The organism is Vibrio sp. Y10_XG_PY6, from assembly GCF_024181795.1.
GTDB classification, from domain to species: domain Bacteria; phylum Pseudomonadota; class Gammaproteobacteria; order Enterobacterales; family Vibrionaceae; genus Vibrio; species Vibrio diabolicus.
The window spans coordinates 1,759,728-1,783,959 of sequence record NZ_JAMZAQ010000001.1; the positions used below are offsets into that span (position 1 = coordinate 1,759,728).

The 24,232-nt window shown below is 46.0% G+C and carries 23 protein-coding genes; 13 read left to right on the top strand and 10 right to left on the bottom strand.

Going from position 1 to position 24,232, the window contains the following annotated elements; genetic code table 11:
* Positions 1-34: 34 nt before the first annotated feature.
* Positions 35-394, bottom strand: coding sequence for a DUF3316 domain-containing protein (locus NL644_RS07615; protein ID WP_005395335.1), 360 nt, complete (start codon positions 392-394; stop codon positions 35-37).
* A gap of 424 nt (positions 395-818) precedes the next feature.
* Between NL644_RS07615 and NL644_RS07620 the strand changes: the two genes are divergently transcribed.
* The gene (locus NL644_RS07620; protein ID WP_253651372.1) at positions 819-1,727 is read left to right on the top strand and encodes a VirK/YbjX family protein; all 909 of its coding nucleotides are present in this window, start codon (positions 819-821) and stop codon (positions 1,725-1,727) included.
* Positions 1,728-1,779: 52 nt separating this feature from the next.
* Positions 1,780-2,331: an outer membrane beta-barrel protein gene (locus NL644_RS07625; protein WP_139060778.1), complete on the top strand. Its 552-nt coding sequence runs from the start codon at positions 1,780-1,782 to the stop codon at positions 2,329-2,331.
* A 47-nt stretch (positions 2,332-2,378) separates the two neighbouring features.
* Here the strand turns inward: NL644_RS07625 and NL644_RS07630 are convergent, their stop codons facing one another.
* The 5 genes from NL644_RS07630 to NL644_RS07650 all read right to left on the bottom strand — a co-directional run bounded on the left by NL644_RS07630 (position 2,379) and on the right by NL644_RS07650 (position 8,309).
* On the bottom strand, positions 2,379-3,287 hold the full coding sequence (locus NL644_RS07630) for an EamA family transporter (RefSeq protein ID WP_253658236.1): 909 nt from the start codon (positions 3,285-3,287) through the stop codon (positions 2,379-2,381).
* Between the two features lie 131 nt (positions 3,288-3,418).
* Positions 3,419-4,120 carry a phosphonate utilization transcriptional regulator PhnR gene (phnR, locus tag NL644_RS07635; RefSeq protein WP_253658237.1) on the bottom strand — a complete coding sequence of 234 codons (702 nt, stop codon included), beginning with the start codon at positions 4,118-4,120 and terminating at the stop codon, positions 3,419-3,421.
* Between the two features lie 9 nt (positions 4,121-4,129).
* A complete protein-coding gene (locus tag NL644_RS07640) occupies positions 4,130-5,854 on the bottom strand; it encodes a putative 2-aminoethylphosphonate ABC transporter permease subunit (protein ID WP_253658238.1) in 1,725 nt (574 codons plus the stop codon).
* Positions 5,855-5,862: 8 nt separating this feature from the next.
* The gene (locus NL644_RS07645; RefSeq protein ID WP_005395343.1) at positions 5,863-6,969 is read right to left on the bottom strand and encodes a putative 2-aminoethylphosphonate ABC transporter ATP-binding protein; all 1,107 of its coding nucleotides are present in this window, start codon (positions 6,967-6,969) and stop codon (positions 5,863-5,865) included.
* A gap of 329 nt (positions 6,970-7,298) precedes the next feature.
* Positions 7,299-8,309 (bottom strand): putative 2-aminoethylphosphonate ABC transporter substrate-binding protein, encoded by a 1,011-nt coding sequence (locus tag NL644_RS07650; RefSeq protein WP_005384363.1) that lies wholly within the window; start codon positions 8,307-8,309, stop codon positions 7,299-7,301.
* A gap of 268 nt (positions 8,310-8,577) precedes the next feature.
* On the opposite strand from NL644_RS07650, the gene phnW reads away from it, so the two are divergent.
* From phnW to phnX, 3 genes are all read left to right on the top strand, one after another.
* Complete coding sequence (gene phnW / locus NL644_RS07655) at positions 8,578-9,681, top strand: 2-aminoethylphosphonate--pyruvate transaminase (protein ID WP_253658239.1); 1,104 nt, start codon at positions 8,578-8,580, stop codon at positions 9,679-9,681.
* Positions 9,682-9,707: 26 nt separating this feature from the next.
* A complete protein-coding gene (locus NL644_RS07660) occupies positions 9,708-11,087 on the top strand; it encodes an aspartate aminotransferase family protein (protein ID WP_253658240.1) in 1,380 nt (459 codons plus the stop codon).
* 90 nt (positions 11,088-11,177) lie between these two features.
* The gene (gene phnX / locus NL644_RS07665; RefSeq protein WP_253658241.1) at positions 11,178-11,993 is read left to right on the top strand and encodes a phosphonoacetaldehyde hydrolase; all 816 of its coding nucleotides are present in this window, start codon (positions 11,178-11,180) and stop codon (positions 11,991-11,993) included.
* A gap of 76 nt (positions 11,994-12,069) precedes the next feature.
* Here the strand turns inward: phnX and NL644_RS07670 are convergent, their stop codons facing one another.
* Positions 12,070-13,098, bottom strand: coding sequence for a LacI family DNA-binding transcriptional regulator (locus tag NL644_RS07670; RefSeq protein ID WP_065770278.1), 1,029 nt, complete (start codon positions 13,096-13,098; stop codon positions 12,070-12,072).
* A gap of 249 nt (positions 13,099-13,347) precedes the next feature.
* Here NL644_RS07670 and NL644_RS07675 point away from each other — a divergent pair, with 249 nt between their 5' ends.
* The 3 genes from NL644_RS07675 (at position 13,348) to NL644_RS07685 (ending at position 15,412) form a co-directional block, all read left to right on the top strand.
* The gene (locus NL644_RS07675) at positions 13,348-13,791 is read left to right on the top strand and encodes a PTS sugar transporter subunit IIA (RefSeq protein WP_253658242.1); all 444 of its coding nucleotides are present in this window, start codon (positions 13,348-13,350) and stop codon (positions 13,789-13,791) included.
* 67 nt (positions 13,792-13,858) lie between these two features.
* Positions 13,859-14,146: a PTS sugar transporter subunit IIB gene (locus NL644_RS07680; RefSeq protein WP_005374080.1), complete on the top strand. Its 288-nt coding sequence runs from the start codon at positions 13,859-13,861 to the stop codon at positions 14,144-14,146.
* Positions 14,147-14,155: 9 nt separating this feature from the next.
* Entirely contained in the window at positions 14,156-15,412 is a 1,257-nt protein-coding gene (locus NL644_RS07685; protein ID WP_047007992.1) for a PTS ascorbate transporter subunit IIC, read from the top strand.
* Between the two features lie 122 nt (positions 15,413-15,534).
* On the opposite strand, the gene NL644_RS07690 is transcribed toward NL644_RS07685, so the two are convergent.
* Both NL644_RS07690 and NL644_RS07695 read right to left on the bottom strand, forming a co-directional pair.
* Positions 15,535-15,882 (bottom strand): hypothetical protein, encoded by a 348-nt coding sequence (locus tag NL644_RS07690; protein ID WP_005395359.1) that lies wholly within the window; start codon positions 15,880-15,882, stop codon positions 15,535-15,537.
* Positions 15,883-15,891: 9 nt separating this feature from the next.
* Positions 15,892-17,925 carry a S8 family serine peptidase gene (locus NL644_RS07695; protein WP_161443519.1) on the bottom strand — a complete coding sequence of 678 codons (2,034 nt, stop codon included), beginning with the start codon at positions 17,923-17,925 and terminating at the stop codon, positions 15,892-15,894.
* A gap of 466 nt (positions 17,926-18,391) precedes the next feature.
* Between NL644_RS07695 and NL644_RS07700 the strand changes: the two genes are divergently transcribed.
* From NL644_RS07700 to NL644_RS07720, 5 genes are all read left to right on the top strand, one after another.
* Positions 18,392-19,648, top strand: coding sequence for a type 2 secretion system lipase (locus NL644_RS07700; protein ID WP_005395362.1), 1,257 nt, complete (start codon positions 18,392-18,394; stop codon positions 19,646-19,648).
* Between the two features lie 715 nt (positions 19,649-20,363).
* Positions 20,364-21,707 (top strand): OmpP1/FadL family transporter, encoded by a 1,344-nt coding sequence (locus NL644_RS07705; protein ID WP_253658243.1) that lies wholly within the window; start codon positions 20,364-20,366, stop codon positions 21,705-21,707.
* 78 nt (positions 21,708-21,785) lie between these two features.
* Positions 21,786-22,505, top strand: coding sequence for a carbonic anhydrase (locus tag NL644_RS07710; protein WP_253658244.1), 720 nt, complete (start codon positions 21,786-21,788; stop codon positions 22,503-22,505).
* 79 nt (positions 22,506-22,584) lie between these two features.
* On the top strand, positions 22,585-23,136 hold the full coding sequence (locus NL644_RS07715) for a YtfJ family protein (RefSeq protein WP_253658245.1): 552 nt from the start codon (positions 22,585-22,587) through the stop codon (positions 23,134-23,136).
* A 20-nt stretch (positions 23,137-23,156) separates the two neighbouring features.
* Positions 23,157-23,591: a hypothetical protein gene (locus tag NL644_RS07720; protein ID WP_005393700.1), complete on the top strand. Its 435-nt coding sequence runs from the start codon at positions 23,157-23,159 to the stop codon at positions 23,589-23,591.
* 71 nt (positions 23,592-23,662) lie between these two features.
* Here the strand turns inward: NL644_RS07720 and NL644_RS07725 are convergent, their stop codons facing one another.
* Entirely contained in the window at positions 23,663-24,202 is a 540-nt protein-coding gene (locus NL644_RS07725; protein WP_253658246.1) for an NUDIX hydrolase, read from the bottom strand.
* Positions 24,203-24,232: the final 30 nt, after the last annotated feature.

The window sequence follows — 24,232 nt, forward strand, 5'->3', positions numbered from 1 at the left end:
ATAAATTATCGGAAAATCGAGACGGTCTTACTGGTTAGTATTTACCGGTTTCACGCATGCGGTACTCGTATTGAACATTGAGAATAGGCTGGTATACAACTTGCCCGTCACTTTGCAAGAACTCATTCACCATGACTTTTGAGTCGGTGATAGAAAACGACTGGCGATCAACATACTCTGTAAGGCTTGTAAACTCGTCACGAAGCTGACCTGGTGATTTGCTTTGATAGTTCTGAATCATGTCACGACCCATTTCATAAGCCGCTTGTTTGCTATCCATAACATCACCATGGATCGTTTCGGTATCGTTTGTCCATTGATAGCCACCAGCAAAAACAACAGAAGGTGCAGCAGTCAGAGCAATCATACTTGCTAAAGTCATTAAGCGTTTCATAAACCTCTCCTTACTTACCTTTATATCGGGCCTAAATTGGCTCGATATTTATAAGGTACGTATAAAGACCAGAAACACGTCAAAATAATTTCAAATAACGTTCAATTCTTGTTCAACTCATTTCACTTTAACTTAGCAACACGGCATCATACTCTGCCAACACGAGCATTTTTCTACCTCGTAATCACAACGTTCAAAGTGGCTTCCAAACTGACATTTCCTTACCAACCCATACAATACCTAAGGTCAATTTTCTCTTAGAATTCCAACAAAAGAACAGTGTTCAAAACCTTATATAAACGTCGGGCACAGCAAAACCTCCCCTTTTAGTAGTGCTTTGCATTTCCCCCTTTTTCGGGTTCTTCGCTGCTCGTCCGTCGGTTCTTAATTGTGGCTGTTGAGCACACGTTAATCTGGAGTGAAAATGACCGCGAACAAATCCATTTTTTACCATAGCAAATCAATTTACTCAGATGATTATGCTGATGTCTATAAGCCAATTTGGACCTACAGAGCTAAGTTCATCTTGCGCGCACTTTACTACAAACGAGCGTTTAAGCACCTGTCAGATAATATTGAATCGTCATTGCTAGAGATGCTTTGTGCACGTACGCACCGATTTTTAGAAAAACCGTTTCGTCCCTACATCATCAAAAATAACTCAGCGTTCGATCGTTCAAACCTAGTGGTTGATCACTACAAAACCATTTCAGAGCTGTTTTCTAAACAGACCATTGAAGAGATCTATACCGATTCAACTGGCTTAACATTAACATCATTTGAAATCGACGAGACATTGTACTCTGTGCGATTGGTGTACGAAGCGCGTTACCAAAAAGAAGGCGACATGAGCCTAGTGCTACACAGCGCGGAGGATGGCAACTTCTATACGCTCTCATTTACTCTCGGCCACATAGAATCTGGACGCAGCATTATGATTGGCGGCTTGCAAGGGCCACGCAGCAGTGAAGAGAACAACGCGAAAATTAAAAAGTTAACTCGTAAGCTTTACGGGCAAAGACCAAAAAGCTTGATGGTGAGTTTGCTCACTTTACTCGCGCAAATTTGGGAAGTGAATACGATTCTAGCGGTAAAAACACAATCCCATACTTATGCTGCACGACGCTACAGTAAAGGACGAATCAAAACGGATTACGATGCACTCTGGCAAGAGTTGGGCGGCACCGAATACAACCGTCATTTCTACTCACTCGATGTGAATGCCCCGCGTCGTGATATCGAAGGCATGTCGCGTTCTAAGCGTTCGATGTATCGACGTCGTTACGAATGGTTAGACAATACCAAAGCGGAGTTCATAACAAGGCTACGTTAACCCAACGCAGCACATGACGTTTTGTTTTTTCATTTTATGATTCGGAGTTTTTATGTCTTACAAGTACGCCGTTGCATGCTTACTGTCCGCACTTTCCTTAACGGCTCATGCACAACCAACCCAACATGTTGTTGGAGCAAATTTAGGCTACGGTAATGTTAGTTACGATGTGAACAATAGCCATGATGAAGGTGACATGTTCCTTGGTGATGTATATTACCGTTACATGTTCGATCACAACTTTGGTATTGAAGCCGGCTATAAGGGCGCATTTAACGGCATTGGCTCCGTACTTATCAGTCCCTTAACAGAAATCACCGATGTCAGTTATGGCGGACCTCGACTCAGCGGTTACGCAAGTTACCCTCTGGGAGCTGGCTTTGAGCTTTACGGGAAAGGCGGTGTCACTTACTACACGTTAAGTTATACATTTAAAAATAATGGTCAGAGCAAAGAATATGATGAGTCCAGCCTTGGAGGCGAGGCCGCCGCTGGTGTCGCTTGGGCCTATAAACACTTTGGTTTGAACTTAGAGTACAACTACGCCAAGAATAGCGATTTTGATTCTGGCGGTGTGATGTTTGGTGCACAATTGCGATTTTAAAAATTTAGCTGTGCCAAGGCACCGAATCGACATCGGTGCCTTATACCTCAAGCAGAGCTCAATGACATAATGATTCCGCTCAGGATCAACAGCACCCCGACGCCTCGCGTGAAATACCATTTTTCAGCCAACAACCACACGCCCATTAATAAACCAAATACAATGCTGATTTGTCGCAAAGCCACAACAAGGCTGACGTTATCAGTCATAGTCATCGCAAACAGCACCAAGCCGTAGGTGGATGCCATCATGATGCCAGCCATGCTCGCACTTTTGCGAATCATCCAAGCGGTTTGTAGTTCTTGCTGACTCCCCGAAACAATACACCACAATAAAACCGGTACTCCCATAACCCAAAACTGCACGCCTAGATAAAAAATCGCGCTATAGTGGTCGTTAAGAATGGTCGATGTTTGTTGAGTTAGCAGATTCAGTGCTTGCTTGTCCACAACGGAGTAACCCGTCGTGCCAAACGCCGCAATCAAGGCCCAAAACACACCAACATTCAGGTACTCCCCAAGAGTAATTTGACGAAAACTGGTCACTGGAACTAGGACACAACCTAAAGTAATAAGCAGGAAACCCAACCACTGCTGAGCATTCAACTCATAACCTAAGGCGACGGTGAGTGCGCCCACCATCATTACAGGGAGTGCTCTCGCAATCGGATAAATCACTCCCACATCAGCGTGCTTGTAGGCCACGATCAAACCAATCAAATAGACGATTTGAGATAAACCACTGATAAACAGCATTCCCCAAAACACGTTGGGCAACGTCGCCCAGCCAATGTTAAAGAGATACCAAATAAGATAAGGCGTGAGCAGAAGGCAAGCAGATAAACTTGCCGCCATCGTAAACGCGAGCCCTGAACCAGCATTGCTTTTACCAAGAATATTCCAGCCAGCATGCATAACCGCAGACAATACAACGAGTGCGATTGCCAAGAGATCCATTCCGTTTTCCTGTTTATGATATTTAGATACCCTCAAGGTGCTTGGGTACAACAAAGGCCCCAATATGGAGCCTTTGAATTTGAGATATAAATTGCTCGCTGCCAACTAGACAGATGCCCAGCAAACAGAGATTAATTCAGCTCCGCGACAGACTCGATGCTGATGGCATCATGACGCCAGTATTCGATGTCACAGTCAATCAACTCGCCATGTTGGTTGTAGTTGATACGTTCAACCAACATTGCAGGCGTACCAGACGTCGCGCGCAATGCCTGTGCCACCTCACCCAACAAAGTACTAGTCGAAATTCGGTAACGAATTTTTTGATACGTCACACCGTAGTGTTCACGATAAATGTCGGTTAACGAGTTTGATAAATCATAAGACAATAAGTTGGGAAATATGTCTGGTCGAATGTAGTTCGTGACATAAACCACCGGACGCTCTTCTAGGTAACGAACGCGGTCGACACGAAATACGTCTGAAAACGGCTGAAGGTCCAACAAACGAGCGGCCAATTTATTAGCCAAGGTGCCTTTTGCGGCTATCACTTCTGTTTTTGGCACGCGATTTTGCGCTTTTGCCATGTTTGGGAAGTTCAACGTTTGGGTTGGGTCGTAACGCAATGGCTCAGGTGAGATAAACCAACCTCGGCGATCTTCGCGATAGATTCGACCTTCTGCTTCCAGCAGTGATAAAGCTTCACGCAGAGTGACGCGTGTAGTATCGAACGACTCCGCCAACTTACGCTCTGCTGGCAGTTTTTGACGCGGCGATAGCATGCCCGCTTCAATCTGTTCAACAATCGAATCTTTAATTTTTACGTATTGCACGAAGTGTCCTTATCTTTTGCGCCAAGCTTGTGTGCGATTCTCTAACAATTTACCCAAAGTCATCTGAACAATCTTCGCAATTGCGGCAGCAATCATGATCATCACAGCCATTGCCGCTGCAGCGCCAGTTTGACCTGCATCGTCCATATTCAGAATCGAGACCGAAGCCGGAATCGTATCGGTTGAGTAAAGGAATACTACCGCAGAAGTGGTGGTCAATGCATTAACAAACAAGTAAGTCGCAATGTCCAAAATCGCAGGTAAACACACAGGTAATGTCACTTTAAAGAACAACTTGTATTGAGGAAGCTTCACCGATGCCGCCGTGGCTTCAATCTCCGATGGCAACTGCTTTAGCGCTGTCAGTGCTGTCATGTGACCCACGGTGTAGTAATGCACTACCGTGTTAATCATCAAGAATGCCATGGTGCCATAAAGCACATTCAGAGGATTGTTCGCATCATTGAAGTAAAAGATGTAACCCAAGCCAAGCACCATACCCGGAACCGCCATTGGCACCACGCTAAGCATTTGCATCACCTGACGAATTGGACCGAACGCACGCCCTTTCTCAATACAGTAAGCACCGACAAATATGATGGCAGTACCGATCACTGCCGTCCAACCTGCCAGCGTTAGCGAGTTGAAGAATGGGCTCCAACCGTAAGTGCTCATTTCAGCAAAGTTGTAGTTGTTTAGCGTCAGCGCTTTGTTCCAAGGCCAGAACGTAACTAACGAGCCATACACTGCCATGCCAAGCACAGCCAACACTGCGATAGAAATGATGCTGCAGTAAACCAAACAAATGCTGTCGCGCGCTTTGTTAGGTTCTGGCTGGTAAGGCACTGAACGTGTGTCGAACAAGCTCTTCTGCTTTTTCTGTACCCAGCGGTCTGCGCCGAATGCCATTACCGCAGGGAATAACAACATAATGCTGGTCACTGCACCCATAGCAAAGTTTTGTTGTCCCACAACTTGTTTGAAGATGTCAGTCGCCAGAACGTTGTAGCTGCCACCAATCACTTTCGGCACACCAAAGTCCGTGATAACCAGCGTAAAGACGACGATAAGCGTACTGATCAAACCGTATTTCGCCGCAGGTAACGTCACTATAAAGAAGGTTTTGATGGGTGAGGTTTTAAGTGCGCGAGCAGCCTCATACAAGCGAGCATCTGAAGTGCGCAGCGAAGTGGTTAAGATCATCAATGCATGAGGGAAGGTCCAGAAAATCAAACCCATCGAGATACCAATCACGCCATAAATCGAGTTTCCTAACAGCATCTCTTTAGCAATGCCTTGATTACCGAAAAGGAAAATCAAACTGATCGCTGGCAGTAACGAAGGCGCGAGGATCGGCGCGGTACCTAGGATTTGAAACAAACCTTTAAACGGCATGCATGAACGAGTCAGCGCGTAGGCATAACCAAACGCAAGCACGCCTACTACCGAGGTCACTATCACGCCCAAAGTGAAGGTGTTGCCCACCGACACCCACAAGCTTGAAGAGGAAAAGTACGTCGCAAAGTTTGCCAATCCGACAAATTCGCCATTGGCATTTTGCACACTCTTGGTCAACATTGCCCAAAGCGGCATTAAGATGAACAGCACCATCATGGTCGACAAACCAGCGAGCAAACCAAACAACACAAGGTTATCGCGGCTAACACGTCCGAGTAGGGATTTTGCTTTGTCTTGCGTGGTTAGGCTATTCATCGTCATTGTCTTCGCATCCATGTTTACACCTACGCTGCTAGCGCTTTATCTACCGAGGGCACGGCGTAACCATGCAGCCCTTCTTCAGCAAACTGGATGTAACGTACATCGCCCGCCTTGATATTGAGTTTTTGAACCGTTTCCACAGGCACATCCACTACGATGGTTTTCGTTGAGCTGTCGTTTTGCAATACGCAATCAATACGGAAAAACGCCCCCAGAAACTCGGTTGCGGTAACTCGCACAGGTAAAGAGTTGTTGTAGTTTTCAACGAACTTGATGCTTTCAGGACGCACCGCAAGGTCGAAGCGGTCACCACGTTGGATCTTACGATTGGTCAAGCTTGGTGCTGGCATCAAGGTTTCTGCAATTCGTACTTGGGAGTCCGTTGCGACTGAGGTTTCAATAAAGTTCATGCTGCCGACAAACTCAGCAACAAAGCGCGTTGCTGGTTGTTGGTAGATTTCTTGAGGTGTGCCAACTTGCTCAATCACGCCATGGTTCATCACCACAATACGATCCGCCATCGACAATGCTTCGTCCTGATCGTGCGTAACCATGATGGTGGTAATGCCAAGCTTGCGTTGCAGCTTACAAATCTCGTCACGTAAGTGAACACGTACTTTTGCATCCAGCGCTGACAGCGGCTCATCCAATAACAGTAGACCCGGTGACAACGCCAATGCACGAGCCAAAGCAACGCGCTGCTGCTGACCACCAGAAAGTTGGTTAGGGAATTTCTCGCCAGAGGTTGGAAGACCAATGGTTTCTAACCAGTAATCCACCTTCTCTAACGCTTCTTTGGTAGACATGCCTTGGTTCTTCAAACCCACCGCAATGTTCTCTTGCACGGTTAGGTTCGGAAACAGCGCGTAAGATTGGAAGACGATACCGAAATCACGCTTCTCTGGTGGTAGGAATGTGGTCTCTTGACCGTTTTGAAAAATTGCACCAGACGTTGGCAAGTCTAAACCTGCAATAGCACGTAGCAGAGTGGTTTTACCGCAGCCAGAAGGACCAAGAAAACAAACGAACTCGCCCTTTTCAATCGCTAGCGAGATTTTCTTTAATGCAGTGAACTGTCCGAATTGCTTCACTACATTTTCGATATTTAGGTAATGTTGGTTAGTTGACATAACACACGCTCCAAATGGTATATACCAACTTTAGTTTTGGAGTGTTACGTTCCAATGACAAATTTATAGCCAGAAGATGACAAATAGATGAAGGGCGATGACGTTTGTTCAAGTGGTAGTTAGAGATTCCCGACTCACTCCTTCCTCACTCTCGAGAATGACGTTGTGAGTGCGGATGGATAGAAGCACCCAACTTTCTTAAGTCCGTCATTCCAACGAACCTAGGTGAGACTAGGAATCTACTTGCAGTAAACTCTGAAATAAAAGAGAAAACAAAAAATCCACCTCAACCGAGGTGGATTTCAACATTCAACTCAAAGCAAATTCCATTAAGACTTTGGCTCTGATTTCGCGTCAAATTTCTCAGACCATGCCGCTAGGATCTCTGCACGCTTGCTGCCCATTTGCGCGAAGTCCATCTTCGCCATGTTCTCTTGAACGTTCGGGAAGTTAGAAACGGTCGCTTTCACTTCTTTATGTGCAACCACTGGGTACATTTCTACGTAAAGCTCGTTTGCTGCTTTAGAGATTGACCAGTCGACAACACGCTTCGCTGCATCAGACTCTTTTACTAGACCAACAGCTTCTGATTCCCAGCCGATGCCTTTTGGTGTGATCACCGCTAATGGCGCGCCTTGTGTTTTCAACTTCGCGCCGCGGCTCGCCATCGAAATACCGATAGCCACTTCACCCATGCCCGCTTGAACACATGGCTTAGAACCAGAGTGCGTGTAGTGTGCAATGTTTTTGTCTAAGTCACGCATGTAGTTCCATGCCTGATCTTCACCCATGTTTTGTAACCAAGCAGAAACTTGCATGTAGCCAGTGCCTGAAGACGCTGGGTTCGGCATTGCAATGTGACCTTTGTAAACCGGCTTCGTTAGGTCTTCCCAAGACGTTGGTTTCGGTAGGTTAAGTTGTTTCGCTACCGCTTCGTTGAAACAAACTGCGTTAAAGAACGCATCATTCCCGAACCAAGCTTGGTTTGATTGAGGGTCGTTTAGGTTCGCGTGCAGCTCTTCCAAACCTTTTGGTGTGTAAGGCTTAAGAAGACCTTCATCTTTCAGCAGTGCCATTGACGAGCCAGCAAGCCCCCAAACCACTTCTGCTTGAGGGTTATTCTTTTCTGCCAGCAATTTCGCCGTCATGATACCTGTTGAATCACGAACCCACTTAATCTTGATATCTGGGTTGTCTTTCTCAAACGCAGACTTGTATTTAGCAAGAATGTCAGTTTCGAAAGCGGTGTAAACCGTGACTTCCTGTGCAGCCATTGCATTGGTAGCAAGCAGAGAGACAAGCGCAGCCAGCGATCCTTTCATCAAACGGTTTTTCATCATTTTCTCCAGTTAATTTGGCTAAGTTTTCATTTTGGTCTGTACCAGTTGACGCTAATTACCCTACTTCGCCAATGTGACGAATTCATGACCATAAAATGGCAGTTTTGAGAAAATTATCGATAAATAGGCGACCAACTGATCGGTGAAATTTTGGATATGAAAGTTTTATGAAATTCACTGAATGGCTATTTACGACCCTTTTTCATCCTTGCTAGAGTGAATTCAGTTTCTGGTGTAGACCAATTAAATTATTCTGATGGAAATCGAGATGAAAAACGAATACCTACTACTGACTCCAGGTCCTCTATCTACTTCTGAAACAGTACGTGAAGCCATGCTAAAAGACTGGTGTACTTGGGATGATGAATACAACAAAGACATTGTCGAAGTGATCCGCACTAAGCTTGTAAAACTGGCAACAAAGCATAGCGGCTATACCAGTGTACTAATGCAAGGTAGCGGCACCGCATCAGTGGAAGCAACGATTGGCAGTGCCATTGGCAAAGATGGAAAGTTGTTGGTTGTCGACAACGGTGCTTACGGTGCGCGTATCGCTCAGATCGCTGAATACCTAAATATTCCATGCCATGTAGTTTCCCCAGGCGAAACATCACAGCCACACTTGAACGAGGTGGAAACTGCATTGGCATCGGATCCTGCTATCACACACGTGGCAATTGTTCACTGTGAGACAACCACTGGCATGCTTAACCCAATTGAGGCATTTGCTTCTGCGGCAAAAGCACACGGTAAAGTGGTGATTCTCGATGCCATGTCGAGCTTTGGTGGCATTCCTATCGATATCGCAGAGCTAGGCATCGATTTTATGATCAGCTCTGCAAACAAATGTATCCAAGGCGTGCCGGGCTTTGGCTTTGTGATTGCGAAACAAACTGAGCTCGAAAAGTGCCAAGGTCAGGCACGTTCTTTGAGCCTTGATCTTTACGACCAATGGCACTGCATGGAAGTGAACCACGGCAAATGGCGTTTCACGTCTCCAACGCACACGGTTCGCGCTTTCTATCAAGCCTTGCTAGAGCTGGAGCAAGAAGGCGGCATTGAGGCTCGTCATCACCGCTACCAAACTAACCAGAAAACACTGGTTGCAGGTATGCGTTCTCTGGGTTTCGAACCACTACTGAGTGATGACCTTCACTCGCCAATCATCACCTCTTTCTACTCTCCAACTCACAGTGATTACCAATTCAAAGCGTTCTACACGCGTTTAAAAGAGCAAGGTTTTGTGATTTATCCGGGTAAGGTATCGAATGCAGATTGCTTCCGTATCGGCAACATTGGCGAAGTTTACCCAGCAGATATCGAGCGCTTGATCGGTGCAATTGAAAAAGCAATGTACTGGCAAGTTGCGTAAAGCAACTTTCTGATTGAGAGAGCGTTATGACTCAGAATATCAAACCGACTCATTTCCGCAGCGAAGGCGATGTCAACACGACGCCAGCGCGCCAAGCTTGGAATGCATCGATGGACGACGAACGCACGCAAGCATTATTGAAGCGTGATTCGGAAGTCTTTCTTCATCAAGCCATGTCAACGCCTTGCTTAGATACATTGGAAGCAGCAGAAGGCATCTACATCCAAGATGCTACCGGCAAAAAGTACATGGACTTCCATGGCAATAACGTCCATCAGCTGGGCTACGGTCATCCGCATGTGATTAAACGTGTGCAAGAGCAAATTGCCAAACTGCCATTTTCACCACGTCGTTTTACCAACGAGACCGCGATTGAATGTGCCGAAAAGCTTACCCAAATCTGTGGCGGCGAATTGAACCGCGTGTTGTTTGCTCCGGGTGGCACATCTGCGGTTGGCATGGCACTTAAACTAGCGCGCCACATCACGGGCAACTACAAGGTGGTGTCTCTGTGGGATTCCTTCCACGGCGCATCATTGGATGCCATCTCAGTAGGTGGCGAAGCGTGTTTCCGCCAAGGTATGGGACCACTAATGGCAGGTGTTGAGCGCATTCCACCAGCGGTGTCTTACCGTGGCGCTTTCCCAGTAGGGGACGGTAGCGACGTGCATTACGCCGACTACCTTGAATACGTGATTGAGAAAGAAGGTGGCGTGGGCGCGTTTATCGCAGAAGCGGTTCGTAATACCGACGTACAAGTGCCGAGCAAAGCCTACTGGAAACGCATTCGAGAAATCTGTGACAAACACAATGTCATGTTGATCATTGACGACATCCCTAACGGCATGGGTCGTAGCGGCGAATGGTTTACCTACCAAGCCTACGACATCGAGCCAGATATGCTCTGCATCGGTAAAGGCTTGGGTGGAGGCTTAGTGCCTATCGCAGCCATGGTAACCAAAGACAAATACAACACCGCCGAGCAAATCTCCATGGGTCACTACACTCATGAGAAAAGCCCTATCGGTTGTGCTGCAGCACTGGCAACCATGGAAGCCATTGAGCAAGACGGCTTGCTAGATAAAGCCAAAGCCGACAGCCAGTTCATGCGTGAAAAGCTGTTAGAGATGAAAGCCAAATACCCAGTGATTGGTGATGTGCGTGGCATCGGCATGTTGTGGGGCATTGAGTTGGTCACTGACCACGAAAGCAAAGCGCGCGCGTATGACGAGGCGGAAGCTGTGCTGTACCAATGCCTCGACAATGGCGTGAGCTTCAAGGTATCGCAAGGCAATGTGATTCAACTCAGCCCACCGCTGATCATCACTCGCGAACAACTGATAGAAGCGTTGGCGATCTTCGAAGAAGCGATCGCCAAAGTGTGTAAAGACTTTAACTACTTTTAGGGTCAATAGACCTCAACAAAAACCAATTTATTCAGAGCGCCGTTTCAACGTGAAGGCAAGCGCCCTGGCAAGCAAGAAAAAGGATTGAACATGAGCAACTCACAAATTCAAGCAGTGATCTTTGACTGGGCTGGCACTATCGTCGATTTCGGCTCTTTTGCGCCAACCAGTATCTTTGTGGAAGCGTTCAAACAAGGCTTTGATTTTGATATCGACCTTGAAGAGGCGCGTGAACCAATGGGGCTTGGTAAGTGGGACCACATCCAAGCTGTGGGTCGCATTCCTGCGGTTGATAAGCGTTGGAACGAGAAGTTTGGGCGCTCAATGACCAGCGAAGACATCGACGCTATCTATGCGGCATTTATGCCTCTGCAAAAAGCAAAAGTGGCTGACCACGCAGAACCAATCCTCAACGCGATTGAAGTGGTAAACGGTCTGAAAGACAAAGGCATCAAGATCGGTTCTTGTTCGGGTTACCCTCGCGAAGTAATGGATGTACTGATTCCGGTTGCGGCGGATTACGGCTACCAACCAGATTACGTTGTCGCGACAGACGATCTGCCACAAGGTGGTCGCCCTGCGCCGTTTATGGCACTGAAAAACGTGATTGAGCTTGGTGTAACCGACGTTAAAGCATGCGTCAAAGTGGACGACTCAGCACCAGGCATCTTTGAAGGTCACAATGCGGGCATGTGGACGGTAGGTCTGCTGCTTTCTGGTAACGAAGCGGGTCTGACATTTGAAGAATACCAAGCTGCAGACGAAGCAACCTTAGAGAAAGCTCGTGAAAAAGCACGCGCGAAGTTTATCAAGAGTGCACCTCACTACTTAATCGATACCATCTCCGATCTGCCAGAGGTGATCGTAGATATCGAACAACGCCTAGCCGCGGGCGAACGTCCGTAGTTTTCGCTCGCGAATTCAGAATGTAAAAAGCCTCTCCATATTGAGAGGCTTTTTGTATTTATGGAAAGCGGAAGTCTCAGTTAATCGCGGTACTTGCTCGACGCTTTAGCTTAAAGCCCATACTGGTTGGCCTTTCTTCTGGCTCACCTTTAATGGCATGCAACAGTTTTTCTGCCGCCTTGGTACCCATGCGCTCGTAATCAAATTCTGCCGATGTCAAACTTGGGTAAGCGTGCTCCCCCATAGAAGAGCCTTCAAGGCAAATAATGGCAATGTCGGTCGGGACTTTGAGCACGCGGCGATGGCACTCAAAGAGCGCACCAATTGCTATCTCCTCATGGCTACACACCAAAGCATTCAAGCTTGAATCGCGCAGCAATAACTTCGCCAATCCTTCCGCACCCAATTGTGAAGATGGCGCTTCATGAGTCGTTAGAAAATGATCTGGGGTGAGATAGTTTTCAATCATCGCACTTTGCCAACCGTGTAACTGGCGTTGCAACGTTGAGTGATTCCCGCGCGCCCCAATAAAACCAACGTTCTTAAAACCTTGTTCAATCAGGTGTCTGGTACAGGCCTTACCCACTTCGAAGTGATCCACGCCAATATTGAGATAACTGACCTTTGAGCTCAGTTCGGCAATCTCTAACACTGGCGTATTTGACGCCTCTAACAGTTGATGCGTTCGCTGACTATGCTCACTTCCAAACAGTACAACGCCCGCAGGACGGCTCTCTAAAAAAGTCGAAAGCAACTTTTCTTCTTGCTCAATCGAGTAGTCGCTGTAACCCAGCAATAGTTGATAACCCGCTTTGTTTAACGCCTGTTGGAAGCTTGGTAAGAAATGCGCGCACGCTTTTTCAAACAGTGACGGAATGATAAGAGCGATGGAATAACTTTCTGCAGATGCGAGTGCCCCTGCGGCTTTGTTCGGGATATAGCCGAGCTCATCAACCACTTGTTGAATTTTTTCTCTCAGCTTATCGGATACCAGCTCTGGCGTTCGTAATGCTCGCGACACCGTCATAGTGCCTACGCCTGCTTGTTTGGCGACATCAGCCAAAGTGACATTGCCGGTACTTCTTCGTTTGCGAGGTTCGCTCATTGTTTTTATTTAATGTTCTCTAATTTCAGCTGCGACATCTTATCACAGCGCTTTAATGGTTTTGATATTAGCGCATTAGAACTCGAACACCAGCACATGAAACTTCGATGCCTAATAAAAATGGTAGCGCTATCACAATTAATGGTAGCGCTATCAGATAGCGCTACCATTTGTGATCACTCTCAGGTTTTTCTGGCAAATTGATCGATAAAGTACGCAGCAACAAAACAACAAATCGGAAACATTCCAATGCTACGTAAACTGATTACCTCTGATGTCATTCGCATCCATTCTGACGCAACCGACTGGAAAGATGCGATCAGCAAATCTTGTGAAGCTTTGATTGAAAATGGCGCGATAGAACCAAGTTACGTTGAAGCAATTTACCGCTCGCACGAAGAGCTTGGCCCTTACTACGTGGTAGGTCCTGGCATGGCGATGCCACACGCTCGCCCTGAAGATGGCGTTAACCGTTTGTCACTGGCGATCACGGTGATCCAAAACGGCGTCAATTTTAACTCTGAAGAAAATGACCCAGTAAAAATGCTGGTCACGCTAGCGGCAACGGACAGTAATAGCCACGTTGATGCGATTTCAAAACTGGCGGAATTGTTTATGAATGAAGAGCATGTAGAGGCCATCTGCAACGCTCAAAGCAAAGAAGATGTTCTTGCGATCATCGACAAATACTAAGTTTTACTCCTGACATACCCCATTAACAAATGGGTATACCCCCTATAAAAAAGAAAAGGTCTGAATTATGAAAATTATGGTTGTTTGCGGTCACGGTCTTGGTACTAGCCTAATGATGGAAATGAGCATCAAAGGCATCGTGAAAGAATTGAATGTAAACGCAGAAGTGGATCATATCGATCTAGGCTCTGCAAAAGGTACGGATTGTGACATCTTCATCGGTACTAACGACATCGTTGAACAGTTGAATGCACTTGGCGTTGAACCACGCATCGTAGCGCTTGATAACATGGTCGACAAAGTCGCAATGAAAGAGCGTTTATCTGTGGCACTTCAAGAGCTTGGCGCTCTATAAGGTGGCGTTATGGAATTCTTCAGTTTCTTAATGAACGATGTCCTATCAGAGCCAGCGGTTCTGGTCGGTCTAATCGCCCTAATCGGCTTAATTGCCCAGAAAAAACCAGTCACCGAGTGCATTAAAGGCACGGTAAAAACCATTCTTGGTTTCATCGTGCTTGGCGCAGGTGCAGGCTTAGTTGTGAGCTCGCTAGGCGACTTCGCGACGATTTTCCAACACGCATTTGGCATTACAGGCGTGGTTCCAAACAACGAAGCTATCGTCTCTATCGCGCAAGAAGCGTTTGGTAAAGAGATGGCGATGATCATGTTCTTCGGTATGTTAGTGAACATCTTGATCGCTCGCTTCACGCCATGGAAATTCATCTTCCTAACCGGTCACCACACACTATTTATGTCGATGATGGTAGCAGCGATTCTGGCATCTAGCGGCATGAAAGGCGTTCCACTGATCGCGCTTGGCTCTGTGGTTGTGGGTTCTGTAATGGTGTTCTTCCCTGCGATCGCTCACAAGTACATGAAGCAAGTTACAGGTTCTGATGACGTTGCGATTGGTCACTTCTCTACCCTTTCTTACGTGCTAGCTGGCTTTATTGGCAGCAAGTTCGGTAACAAAGAACACTCTACTGAAGAGATGAATGTCCCTAAAAGCTTGTTGTTCCTACGTGATACACCAGTGGCGATCTCGTTCACCATGGGCATCATCTTTGTGGTGACGTGTTTGTTCGCTGGCGGTGATTTTGTCCGTGAAGTCAGTGGCGGTAAACATTGGTCTATGTTTGCGCTAATGCAATCCATCACATTTGCAGGTGGTGTATACGTTATCCTGCAAGGTGTACGTATGGTTATCGCAGAAATCGTTCCTGCATTTAAAGGCATCTCAGACAAACTGGTTCCAAACGCAAAACCTGCACTGGATTGTCCGGTTGTGTTCCCATACGCACCAAATGCGGTATTGGTGGGCTTCCTATCGAGCTTTGCAGCCGGTCTAGTGGGCATGTTCCTGCTGTACGTGATGGGGCTTACTGTGATTATCCCTGGTGTAGTTCCACACTTCTTTGTGGGTGCGGCTGCGGGTGTATTTGGTAACGCAACAGGTGGTCGTCGCGGTGCAATTCTAGGTGCGTTTGCACAAGGTCTACTGATTACTTTCCTACCTGTCTTCCTAATGCCGGTACTGGGTGATCTTGGCTTTGCAAACACAACATTCAGTGATGCTGACTTCGGCATTGTAGGTATCCTACTTGGCCTGATTGTGCGCTAAGCTTTTATTCTTATGAATGCAGAATTAGGCTCGTCGGCATTCATCTCTCAAAGGCTCTAGCAGGAAAAGTACTCAAACAAAACGCCCCTCACGTGAGGGGCGTTTTTCATATTGAGGCTATCTTATTGAGACAACAACTTTCTCGTTGGTTCTTGCTCGGTGTATTCAACGGATTCATTACCAGATAGCTTATCGACGTCCGCTTGTTCGCCGCTCACCACCAGTACCTGTTGCTTCACCAACGCATCAACCACTTTAAGGTTATGTTGACGAAGAAGCGCTCTCACTTCGCTCTCTTTCCCTTTATGATACTTAACAAAGTAACGCGTAGGTTGTTGCTCAGCTTGTTCAGAACGTTCATCCACGAGCGGAAATCCTTGATTGTTCGCCAAGCTGGCCGAGCTTAGTCCGATTGCCAATAGTGCGGTAGCACTCACCGCAGACAAAGAAAGTAAGGTCAACTTCTTCATAGCCACTCCTTATTGAAAAGTCAGAGTCCAACTGTTGATTGTGCCTGTGTCTCTTCTGGCACTGTCTACCGCTTTTAGTTCCCAAGAACCTTGTGATTCAAAACCAGAGAAATCCGCTTGGAAAGTGGCTTTGATATCGTTAGCACTGCCGCCAGTATTATCGTGAAGCACGACTTCTCCACCAGTCGGTGAAGTTAGCGTCACTCGTAGGTCACCGATGTAAGTGTGGCTAATATCAACGTCAATACTTACTGTACCTGAATCACCAGAGCGATCGACATCTACAGCGCTGATTGCACCAGAAGATTTGTTGTCAGGAATCGCAACAGGGCTGGTGTTTGAGAAGCTAGAGTCCGAAGAGCTACCGCCACCGTCAGGACCGTTACAGCCCGCATCCAAGAACAGTTTCGCTGCTTCCGCATTCACTAGGCCGTGACCTGTGCGGTTGTCTCGTCCAGCGACATCAATGTCTGTTGCCGTTTGAACTAGGGCATTACGTACTTGCGCTGCTGTACACGTTGGGTGGTAACTCCACACCAAGCCTGCTACGCCAGTTACATGAGGTGTTGCCATCGATGTACCATTGTAGTACTCGTAATCTTCACCAGAGGTAGTTGAAACCGTAATTTCTTGACCTACATACCCCAGCAACTCTTGACCAAATGCACGGTCAACCGTCACCGAAACCATACGATAAGCGTTGTTTGTGTCAACCAAGAATGGGTTTTGTAAACCAGGTAGTTCAGAGTTGCTGTATACGATTGCCGCTCGTGCACCTGCATTGTAACAAGCTTGAACTGCATCCACTTCTGGGTAGTTACCTGAAGACTGGTTGCCAATACGCTCAGTCAAACAAATTTTGCCCGACATATCACCACAGTTAAAGTTACCGCCAGATACATCACAGCTATCTAGCATTGCTGTTACTGAACCAACGATTGGATCTGGCACATACGAAGAGCCGTTATTAATCAAACGATTGTGAGGGACAATGCCGCGATCAAATTGGCTTACGCCATTCAAGGTAATATCAGAAAGTTTACCTTCGCCTACCGTAACCGTTGATAAGATCGCCACACCTGGGCCAGAGATCTCAACTTGATCAGTAGATTGCGAGAACGCCGCATGATCATTTTGGTTATCGACAGCAGCAACAGACATAACTGAATCGTAAGAAGCTGGGTAGCTGTGTGCGGTGTTACCGTCATTACCAGCTGCGGCGATTAGCAGAACGCCTTGATCGTAAATGTTTTGCAGTGCATTTTGCTCAGTTCGGCTTGATTGACTACCACCAAGACTCATGTTCACAACGTTGGCACCATTATCTGCACACGTTTGGATCGCTTTAACAAGCCCAGATGAGTAACCCCAACCTGATTCGTTAAATACTTTCACGATGTGCAAATTCACATTCTGGTTTGGCATCACACCCTTCACACCTTCGGTGTTGGCAATCGCTGCGATAGTACCTGCTACGTGAGTACCGTGGGCGTTATTGTTACCCGGATCGCTCCATGATCCTGTACCACTATCGTTGGTACCTGCAACGCGGTTACCGCTTAGGTCGTTGTGCGAGATGTCGTACCCTGAATCGATAATACATACAGTGCGATTACCAGCATTGAAGTCGTCTAACTGTTGAGCATTAACCGCTTCATAACCCCACGGGGTAGTTTCGCTGAGCAAATAGCGAGGCGGATCGACTTCGACATATTCCACATCACTGCGATTACGAAGTGGTTCTAAGTCATCACCATCCAACTCAACGCTGTAAATGGCGCGATTACCCAGTTTTTCCACCTTACGTGCCTTCACCTGTTCTAAAACAGACTCCTGCGCGATTCGTGGTCCCCAAAAAGAGTTACCACCCATTGAAGATCGGCTGACTGCATCTTCTTTGAATTTGACGATGTACTTCGTCGGTAACTTAGATTCATCAAATCCCATTGGTGGAGCCGCAAACGCTGACATAGAAGTGGTCAGTGCTATCGCTACGGCAGACAACGAAAATAAGCCTTGTTTTTTACTTGTTGTGTAGTGCATTTGCCCTATTCCTTATTTGAGCTAATTTTTATTCACTATATTCTCATGAAAAGTCATCACTATGATGTTCGCATGAGAGCTTCAGCTATAGTTTATAGGCCAAAAATGCCAAACAATTTGTTTCATGAATATACAACTTTGTACAAAAGATCATTCAATAAACATTTTTAGTTAACATCAAAAAGCATAAACAAAACCTTATAAAGCAATCACTTAATTAACAAAAAGTGCATGTTAAATTAATGTTAGTGAGTAATTATTCTAAATAATACACATTTAATCGATTGCTATGCTGAATGGATTTTTTGACCGTGGTGCCAAAACTGAAATATTGAATATTTAGTTGTTGACTGTCTTGAGTATTTACTCAGAATTAGAAGGTTTAGTGAGAAAAATTCTCATCTAAATACTGTTATAGCCGAGCGTATTCACGTATTCGGAACCATAACCATTACAAGAAGAGTGAATGATGAAAAAAACAATCACACTATTAACTGCATTACTTCCGCTTGCCTCTGCCGTTGCAGAGGAGCCAACATTATCACCAGAAATGGTTTCTGCGTCTGAAGTGGTCAGCACGCAAGAAAATCAAACCTATACTTACGTTCGCTGCTGGTATCGTACGAGCCACTCTAAGGATGATGCGGCTACCGACTGGAAATGGGCGAAAAACCAAGATGGTAGTGACTTCACTATCGACGGTTATTGGTGGAGCTCTGTTTCATTTAAAAACATGTTCTACACCAACACTTCACAAAACGTGATTCGCCAGCGCTGTGAAGAAACACTAGATCTGGCGAACGAGAACGCAGACATTACGTTTTTTGCTGCTGACAATCGCTATTCTTATAACCACACGATCTGGAGCAATGATGCTGCAATGCAACCAGATCAAATCAACAAAGTAGTGGCTTTGGGCGACAGCTTATCTGATACAGGCAACATCTTTAACGCTTCCCAATGGCGCTTCCCTAACCCAAACAGCTGGTTCTTAGGTCACTTCTCGAACGGTTTTGTTTGGACGGAATACGTTGCTAAAGCCAAAAACTTACCGCTTTATAACTGGGCAGTTGGCGGCGCAGCAGGTGAGAACCAATACATTGCGCTAACAGGTGTCGGCGAACAAGTTTCTTCTTACTTGACCTACACAAAACTGGCGAAAAACTACAACCCAGCAAACACATTGTTTACGTTGGAGTTTGGTTTAAATGATTTCATGAACTACAACCGTAGCGTGCCGGAAGTAAAAGCGGATTACGCTGAAGCTCTGATTCGTCTAACAGACGCGGGGGCGAAGAACTTCATGTTGATGACACTGCCAGACGCAACCAAAGCACCACAGTTCAAATACTCAACGCAGGAAGAAATTGAAACGATTCGCGCGAAAGTATTGAAAATGAACGAGTTCATCAAAGCACAAGCGATGTACTATAAAGCTCAAGGTTACAACATTTCATTGTTTGATACGCACGCGCTGTTTGAGACGTTAACCTCGGCACCAGAAGAACACGGGTTCGTGAATGCAAGTGATCCTTGTCTGGACATCAACCGCTCATCTTCTGTGGATTACATGTACACCCATTCATTACGCTCAGAGTGCGCGGCATCTGGCGCAGATAAGTTTGTGTTCTGGGATGTGACTCACCCAACCACAGCCACGCATCGTTATGTTGCTGAAAAAATGTTGGAAAGCAGCAATAACTTAGAAGAGTTTCGCTTTTAATAAGACTTTCTTATAGGTTAAACTCTTAATCATCATAAATACTTTGATGATAAAAATGGCCACGAAATATCGTGGTCATTTTGTTTTCATATACATGAGTCTACTTTTATATTTAAATATAGATGAACAATAATTAAAATACAAAATTCCAAGTTATAAGTATTATAAACAAAACTTTTAAATACCAGCAAACCAGTAAAATCTAAACTTATTCAACATGCAATCCATTTAAATTTCATCATGGTCATTTTTGATTATTGAATTTAAAGAAGAGTTAAGTGACAAGTTAATAAAAAATACCCACATAACACAGGTAAGACCGAGAGGAGTGTGTCATGTGGGTTTAAACGATAGTTCTCTTGCTGATTCGAACTACCAACGTTGGGATGCAATGGAAATACAAATGACTCAGAGTTTCCATCACGGACACTTTATCGCTGGATTTCCCTCTATTTGTTAGGGAACAGTCAGCACAATAAAAATAGAGAAGTAATACCGCAAAAATAAAAATAGAGGTTTAGGATTTAATTTACACGTAAAACAACTACTATATTCACGCCATGAAACATTAATAAATTCAACAATAAATATTTATTAAGTTAAATTTACTTATTGTCAGCACACTGTTAGTTTTACTCCTAAATACACTGGTCAGATTTGTTTATTTTACTAATTTTCGTTGCAATACAACTTCTAATTAATTCATGAGAAAAACATGCAGCGACAATTAACTCTTTCACCGATTTATTTATTAATCGGGTTAGCCTCCTCGACGGCGTATGCCGGTGGTTTTCAAATTAACGAACATTCGGCGACGGGTCTTGGTCGTGCTTTTGCTGGTGATGCCGTCATTGGTGATAATGCGTCTGTAGTCAGCCGCAACGCCGCAGCGATGACGCAGTTTAAACAAAGTGCCTTATCGTTCGGTGTCACTTACGTCAAACCTGACGTTACCGTTAAAAATGCGCAATATCATCGAGCTAATATTAATGCGGATGTCAATGTTGGTATGGGCGGTTTTCCTCCGTCCCCTCAAGTTGACATTACCCCGTCCTCCTCTCAAACCGTGACCGACATTGATGACGTCGATGGCGTTGGTCAACCAGCCGTTGTACCCAATTTTTACTTTATTCACCCTATCAACGACGACTGGTATCTAGGCTTATCGGCATACTCCAACTTCGGAACCGACATGGAGTTTAAACCAAACTATGGCGCACCTGTTTTTGGCGGTGTCACCAGCGTAGCGAGTGTCAACCTTGGCGCAAGCTTGGCATACAAGGTGAACGATCGTTTTAGTATCGGTGGTGGTATTGATGTGATTTACGGCTCTGGTGAGCTGTACCGCGATATGGACGTGGGTGTTTGCGTTGGTGGGAACATACTTGGAAACGAACTAGAACAACGTTGCGGAGCCGTAAAAGGCAACCCACTTGATGTGGAAGCTGGCGGCATTGGGCTTGGCGCGAACATTGGCATGATGTACGAGTTTAACGAACGTCATCGCTTGGGTTTGAGCTACAAGCACAGCCCTAACATCGATGCCAAGGGTGACATCCACTTTGCTGGCGAATCGTACGACTCACTTGCTATGCCGCTACCGGATATTGCGGAGTTTTCCGGTTATCACCGCGTCTTACCTAAATTTGCCCTGCACTATTCTGTGCAGTGGATTGGTTGGTCAGCATTTGACAGCTTGAAAGCTGATGATCAGTTGCTAAAAGATTTTCAGTGGCAAGACTCCGCGCACTACTCCATCGGTGCGACTTGGTACGCCAATGAACGTTGGACACTTCGCACGGGTTACATGTTCGACAAAACACCTGTCGATGAGCTGACTTCGCTTTCTATCCCAGATTCGAACCGTCACTGGTTATCTGCGGGTGCCTCTTACCAATGGTCATCAGATACCACGGTTGACATCGGCATGACGTACTTGATTGGTGAAGATGTCAACGTAGAAGAGTACGCGTATGAAGGTGTTCCTGCACCGATGGTAACGGGCGTGACCCATTCAAATGCGTTCCTAATTGGTGCCCAACTCAGCCACCGTTTCTAATTTGTCAGGCAGTGATCAAACCTCTAGGTCATTGCCTTGTAACAACGCTTATCGAAGCGACCGAACAGAGACATTATTATGAACAAAACACTACTTGCTTTTTCACTCTCACTTCTCACTCTAAGCGCGGCTCAGGCTTCGGAATGGGGCTATGGCAATGACAAACACGGGCCAGAACACTGGGGAGAAATCGCCAAAGACTGCGCAACCACGAAAAACCAAAGCCCAATCAACATCGACAACCCAGCCGATGCAAAACTGGAAGCACTGAACCTTTCGTACACTGGTCAGGTCATTGGTTTAACCAACAATGGTCATACGCTGCAAGCGCAAGTGAACGGACGTAACAGCTTCACCATCGATGGCGAGACGTTCGAGCTGCAACAGTTCCATTTCCACACACCTTCAGAAAACCAAATCAAAGGCCGCCAATATCCACTTGAAGCGCACTTTGTGCACGCCAACGCAGACGGCGAGTTGGCGGTAATTTCGGTGATGTTTGATGCTGGCGATCAAAACGCAGCACTGTCTAAACTGATCAACGCAATCCCACAAGAGAATCAAACCACTTTCTTTAAAGATACGTTTGAGATTAACGACTTACTGCCAAAAACTGCAAACTACTATCGATTTAACGGCTCTTTAACCACACCGCCATGTTCAGAAGGTGTGCGCTGGTTTGTGCTTAAAGACACTCAAACCTTATCCAAAGATCAAGCCGCGAAACTGATGGAAGTCATGGGAAAAAACAATCGTCCGCTGCAACCGCTAAATGCGCGCGTTGTACTTTCTAACTAAACGCCACATCCGATAAGGGGCATCGTATTTGCCCCTTATTTTGATTCGCTCTAACCTCACTTCGTTACAGGAACCCCCAATGAAAACTCCATCTGTTCTGTCACTCTTACTCGCACTCGCCCCGACACTCGCCTTCTCTCATAACCTTTCTGTCGGTCAAACCACCCCTTCCGTCAGCATTGATACCTATGGCGAAATGACGCTGCAAGGAGACGATGTGGCTTATCAACCTTGGGCAACTCAGCAGATGTTAGACAAAGTCCGTGTGATACAAGCCATTGCAGGTCGTAGTAAAGCCAAAGAGATGAACGCACCGCTGATGTCAGCAATCACTGCCGCTCACTTTCCTGAAGATCAGTATCAGACCACAACCGTGATCAACCAAGAAGACGCCATTTGGGGAACCGGTACATTTGTTAAATCGTCGGCAGAGGACAGCAAAAAGACATTCTCTTGGTCTTCCATGGTGTTAGACAAAAATGGCGTATTAGCAACAACTTGGGATCTACAGCAAGAAAGTTCTGCGATTATCGTACAAAATAAACAAGGCGAAATTTTATTCGTGAAAGAAGGGGCTTTAACTCAAGACGAAGTCACACACGTCATCGAACTGATTAAACAGAATATCTAAACCTAAGGTAAGGAAAAGCTATGAAACTGTTCAACACCATCGCACTCTGTCTTTTAGCGGCTGTAGCCTCTTTCCAATCGGTTGCTGGAGACAACGATTGGGACAAGATTGCAGATAAAACCGTCAGTTTTAAATCGGAAACCGACACAGTCAATCCACTATCACCATTTGCTAACGCTCGTTTCAGCCACATCAAAATCAAATGTACGCAAGGTACGGTCGATCTGAAAAGCGTTAAAGTGATCATGAAAGATGGTCAGGAAAAGACGTTCGACAGTTTAGGTGTTCTGACTAAAGGCATGTCATCAAGAAGCTTAAGCCTACCAACGAAAGATAACGCGAAATTAGACAAGATCGAGTTGAACTATGAATCGGTTGGCAGCACAGCGCTGCAAGTCGCGGGGGTGACCAAGAAAGCAAAAGTAGAAATTTTAGGTAAGAAAATCGACGAGTAAGCGATGGCTCAACGAGCTCTCCCAAACTAAAAACAGCGGCACTAGGCCGCTGTTTTCATTAAAAATTATCATTAAATGAATTTCTTCAGCTTCGCCAAACCATAAGCCGCGATAGTGACACAATCTTTGATCGTGCCGTCGATCATCATTTGTTCGAACTCCTCAACAGAAAAAGCGCGAGTGATCAAATCCTCTTCTTCACTGTCGAGTTGATTGCCCACGTCCGTTAAATCACTGGCGAAGTAGACGTGACATGTCTGATTCAAAAAGCCGTATGCGATAAACTGCGCGCCGACATACGCCATGGCGCTCGCCTGCATGCCCGTTTCTTCACGTAGCTCACCTTTGGCAAGCTCAAGATGATCCGCATCTGGGTTTGATTCCCACGCCCCTTGTGGGATCTCCCAGCAACGTTGACCTACGGTGTAACGGTACTGCTGAACCAAGTGAATCATCCCAGTATCGATAGCCAGAATCGCAGCACAATCAGGTTTGTCGACCACACCATAGATGCCCTCTGCGCCGCTCGGACGTAAAATTTTGTCCTCACGCACCGTCATCCACTTATTCTGGTAAACGACTTTGCTGTCTAGCTGTTTGATGTCTGGCATGGTTATTCCTTGATTTTTCTGAGGGTTACT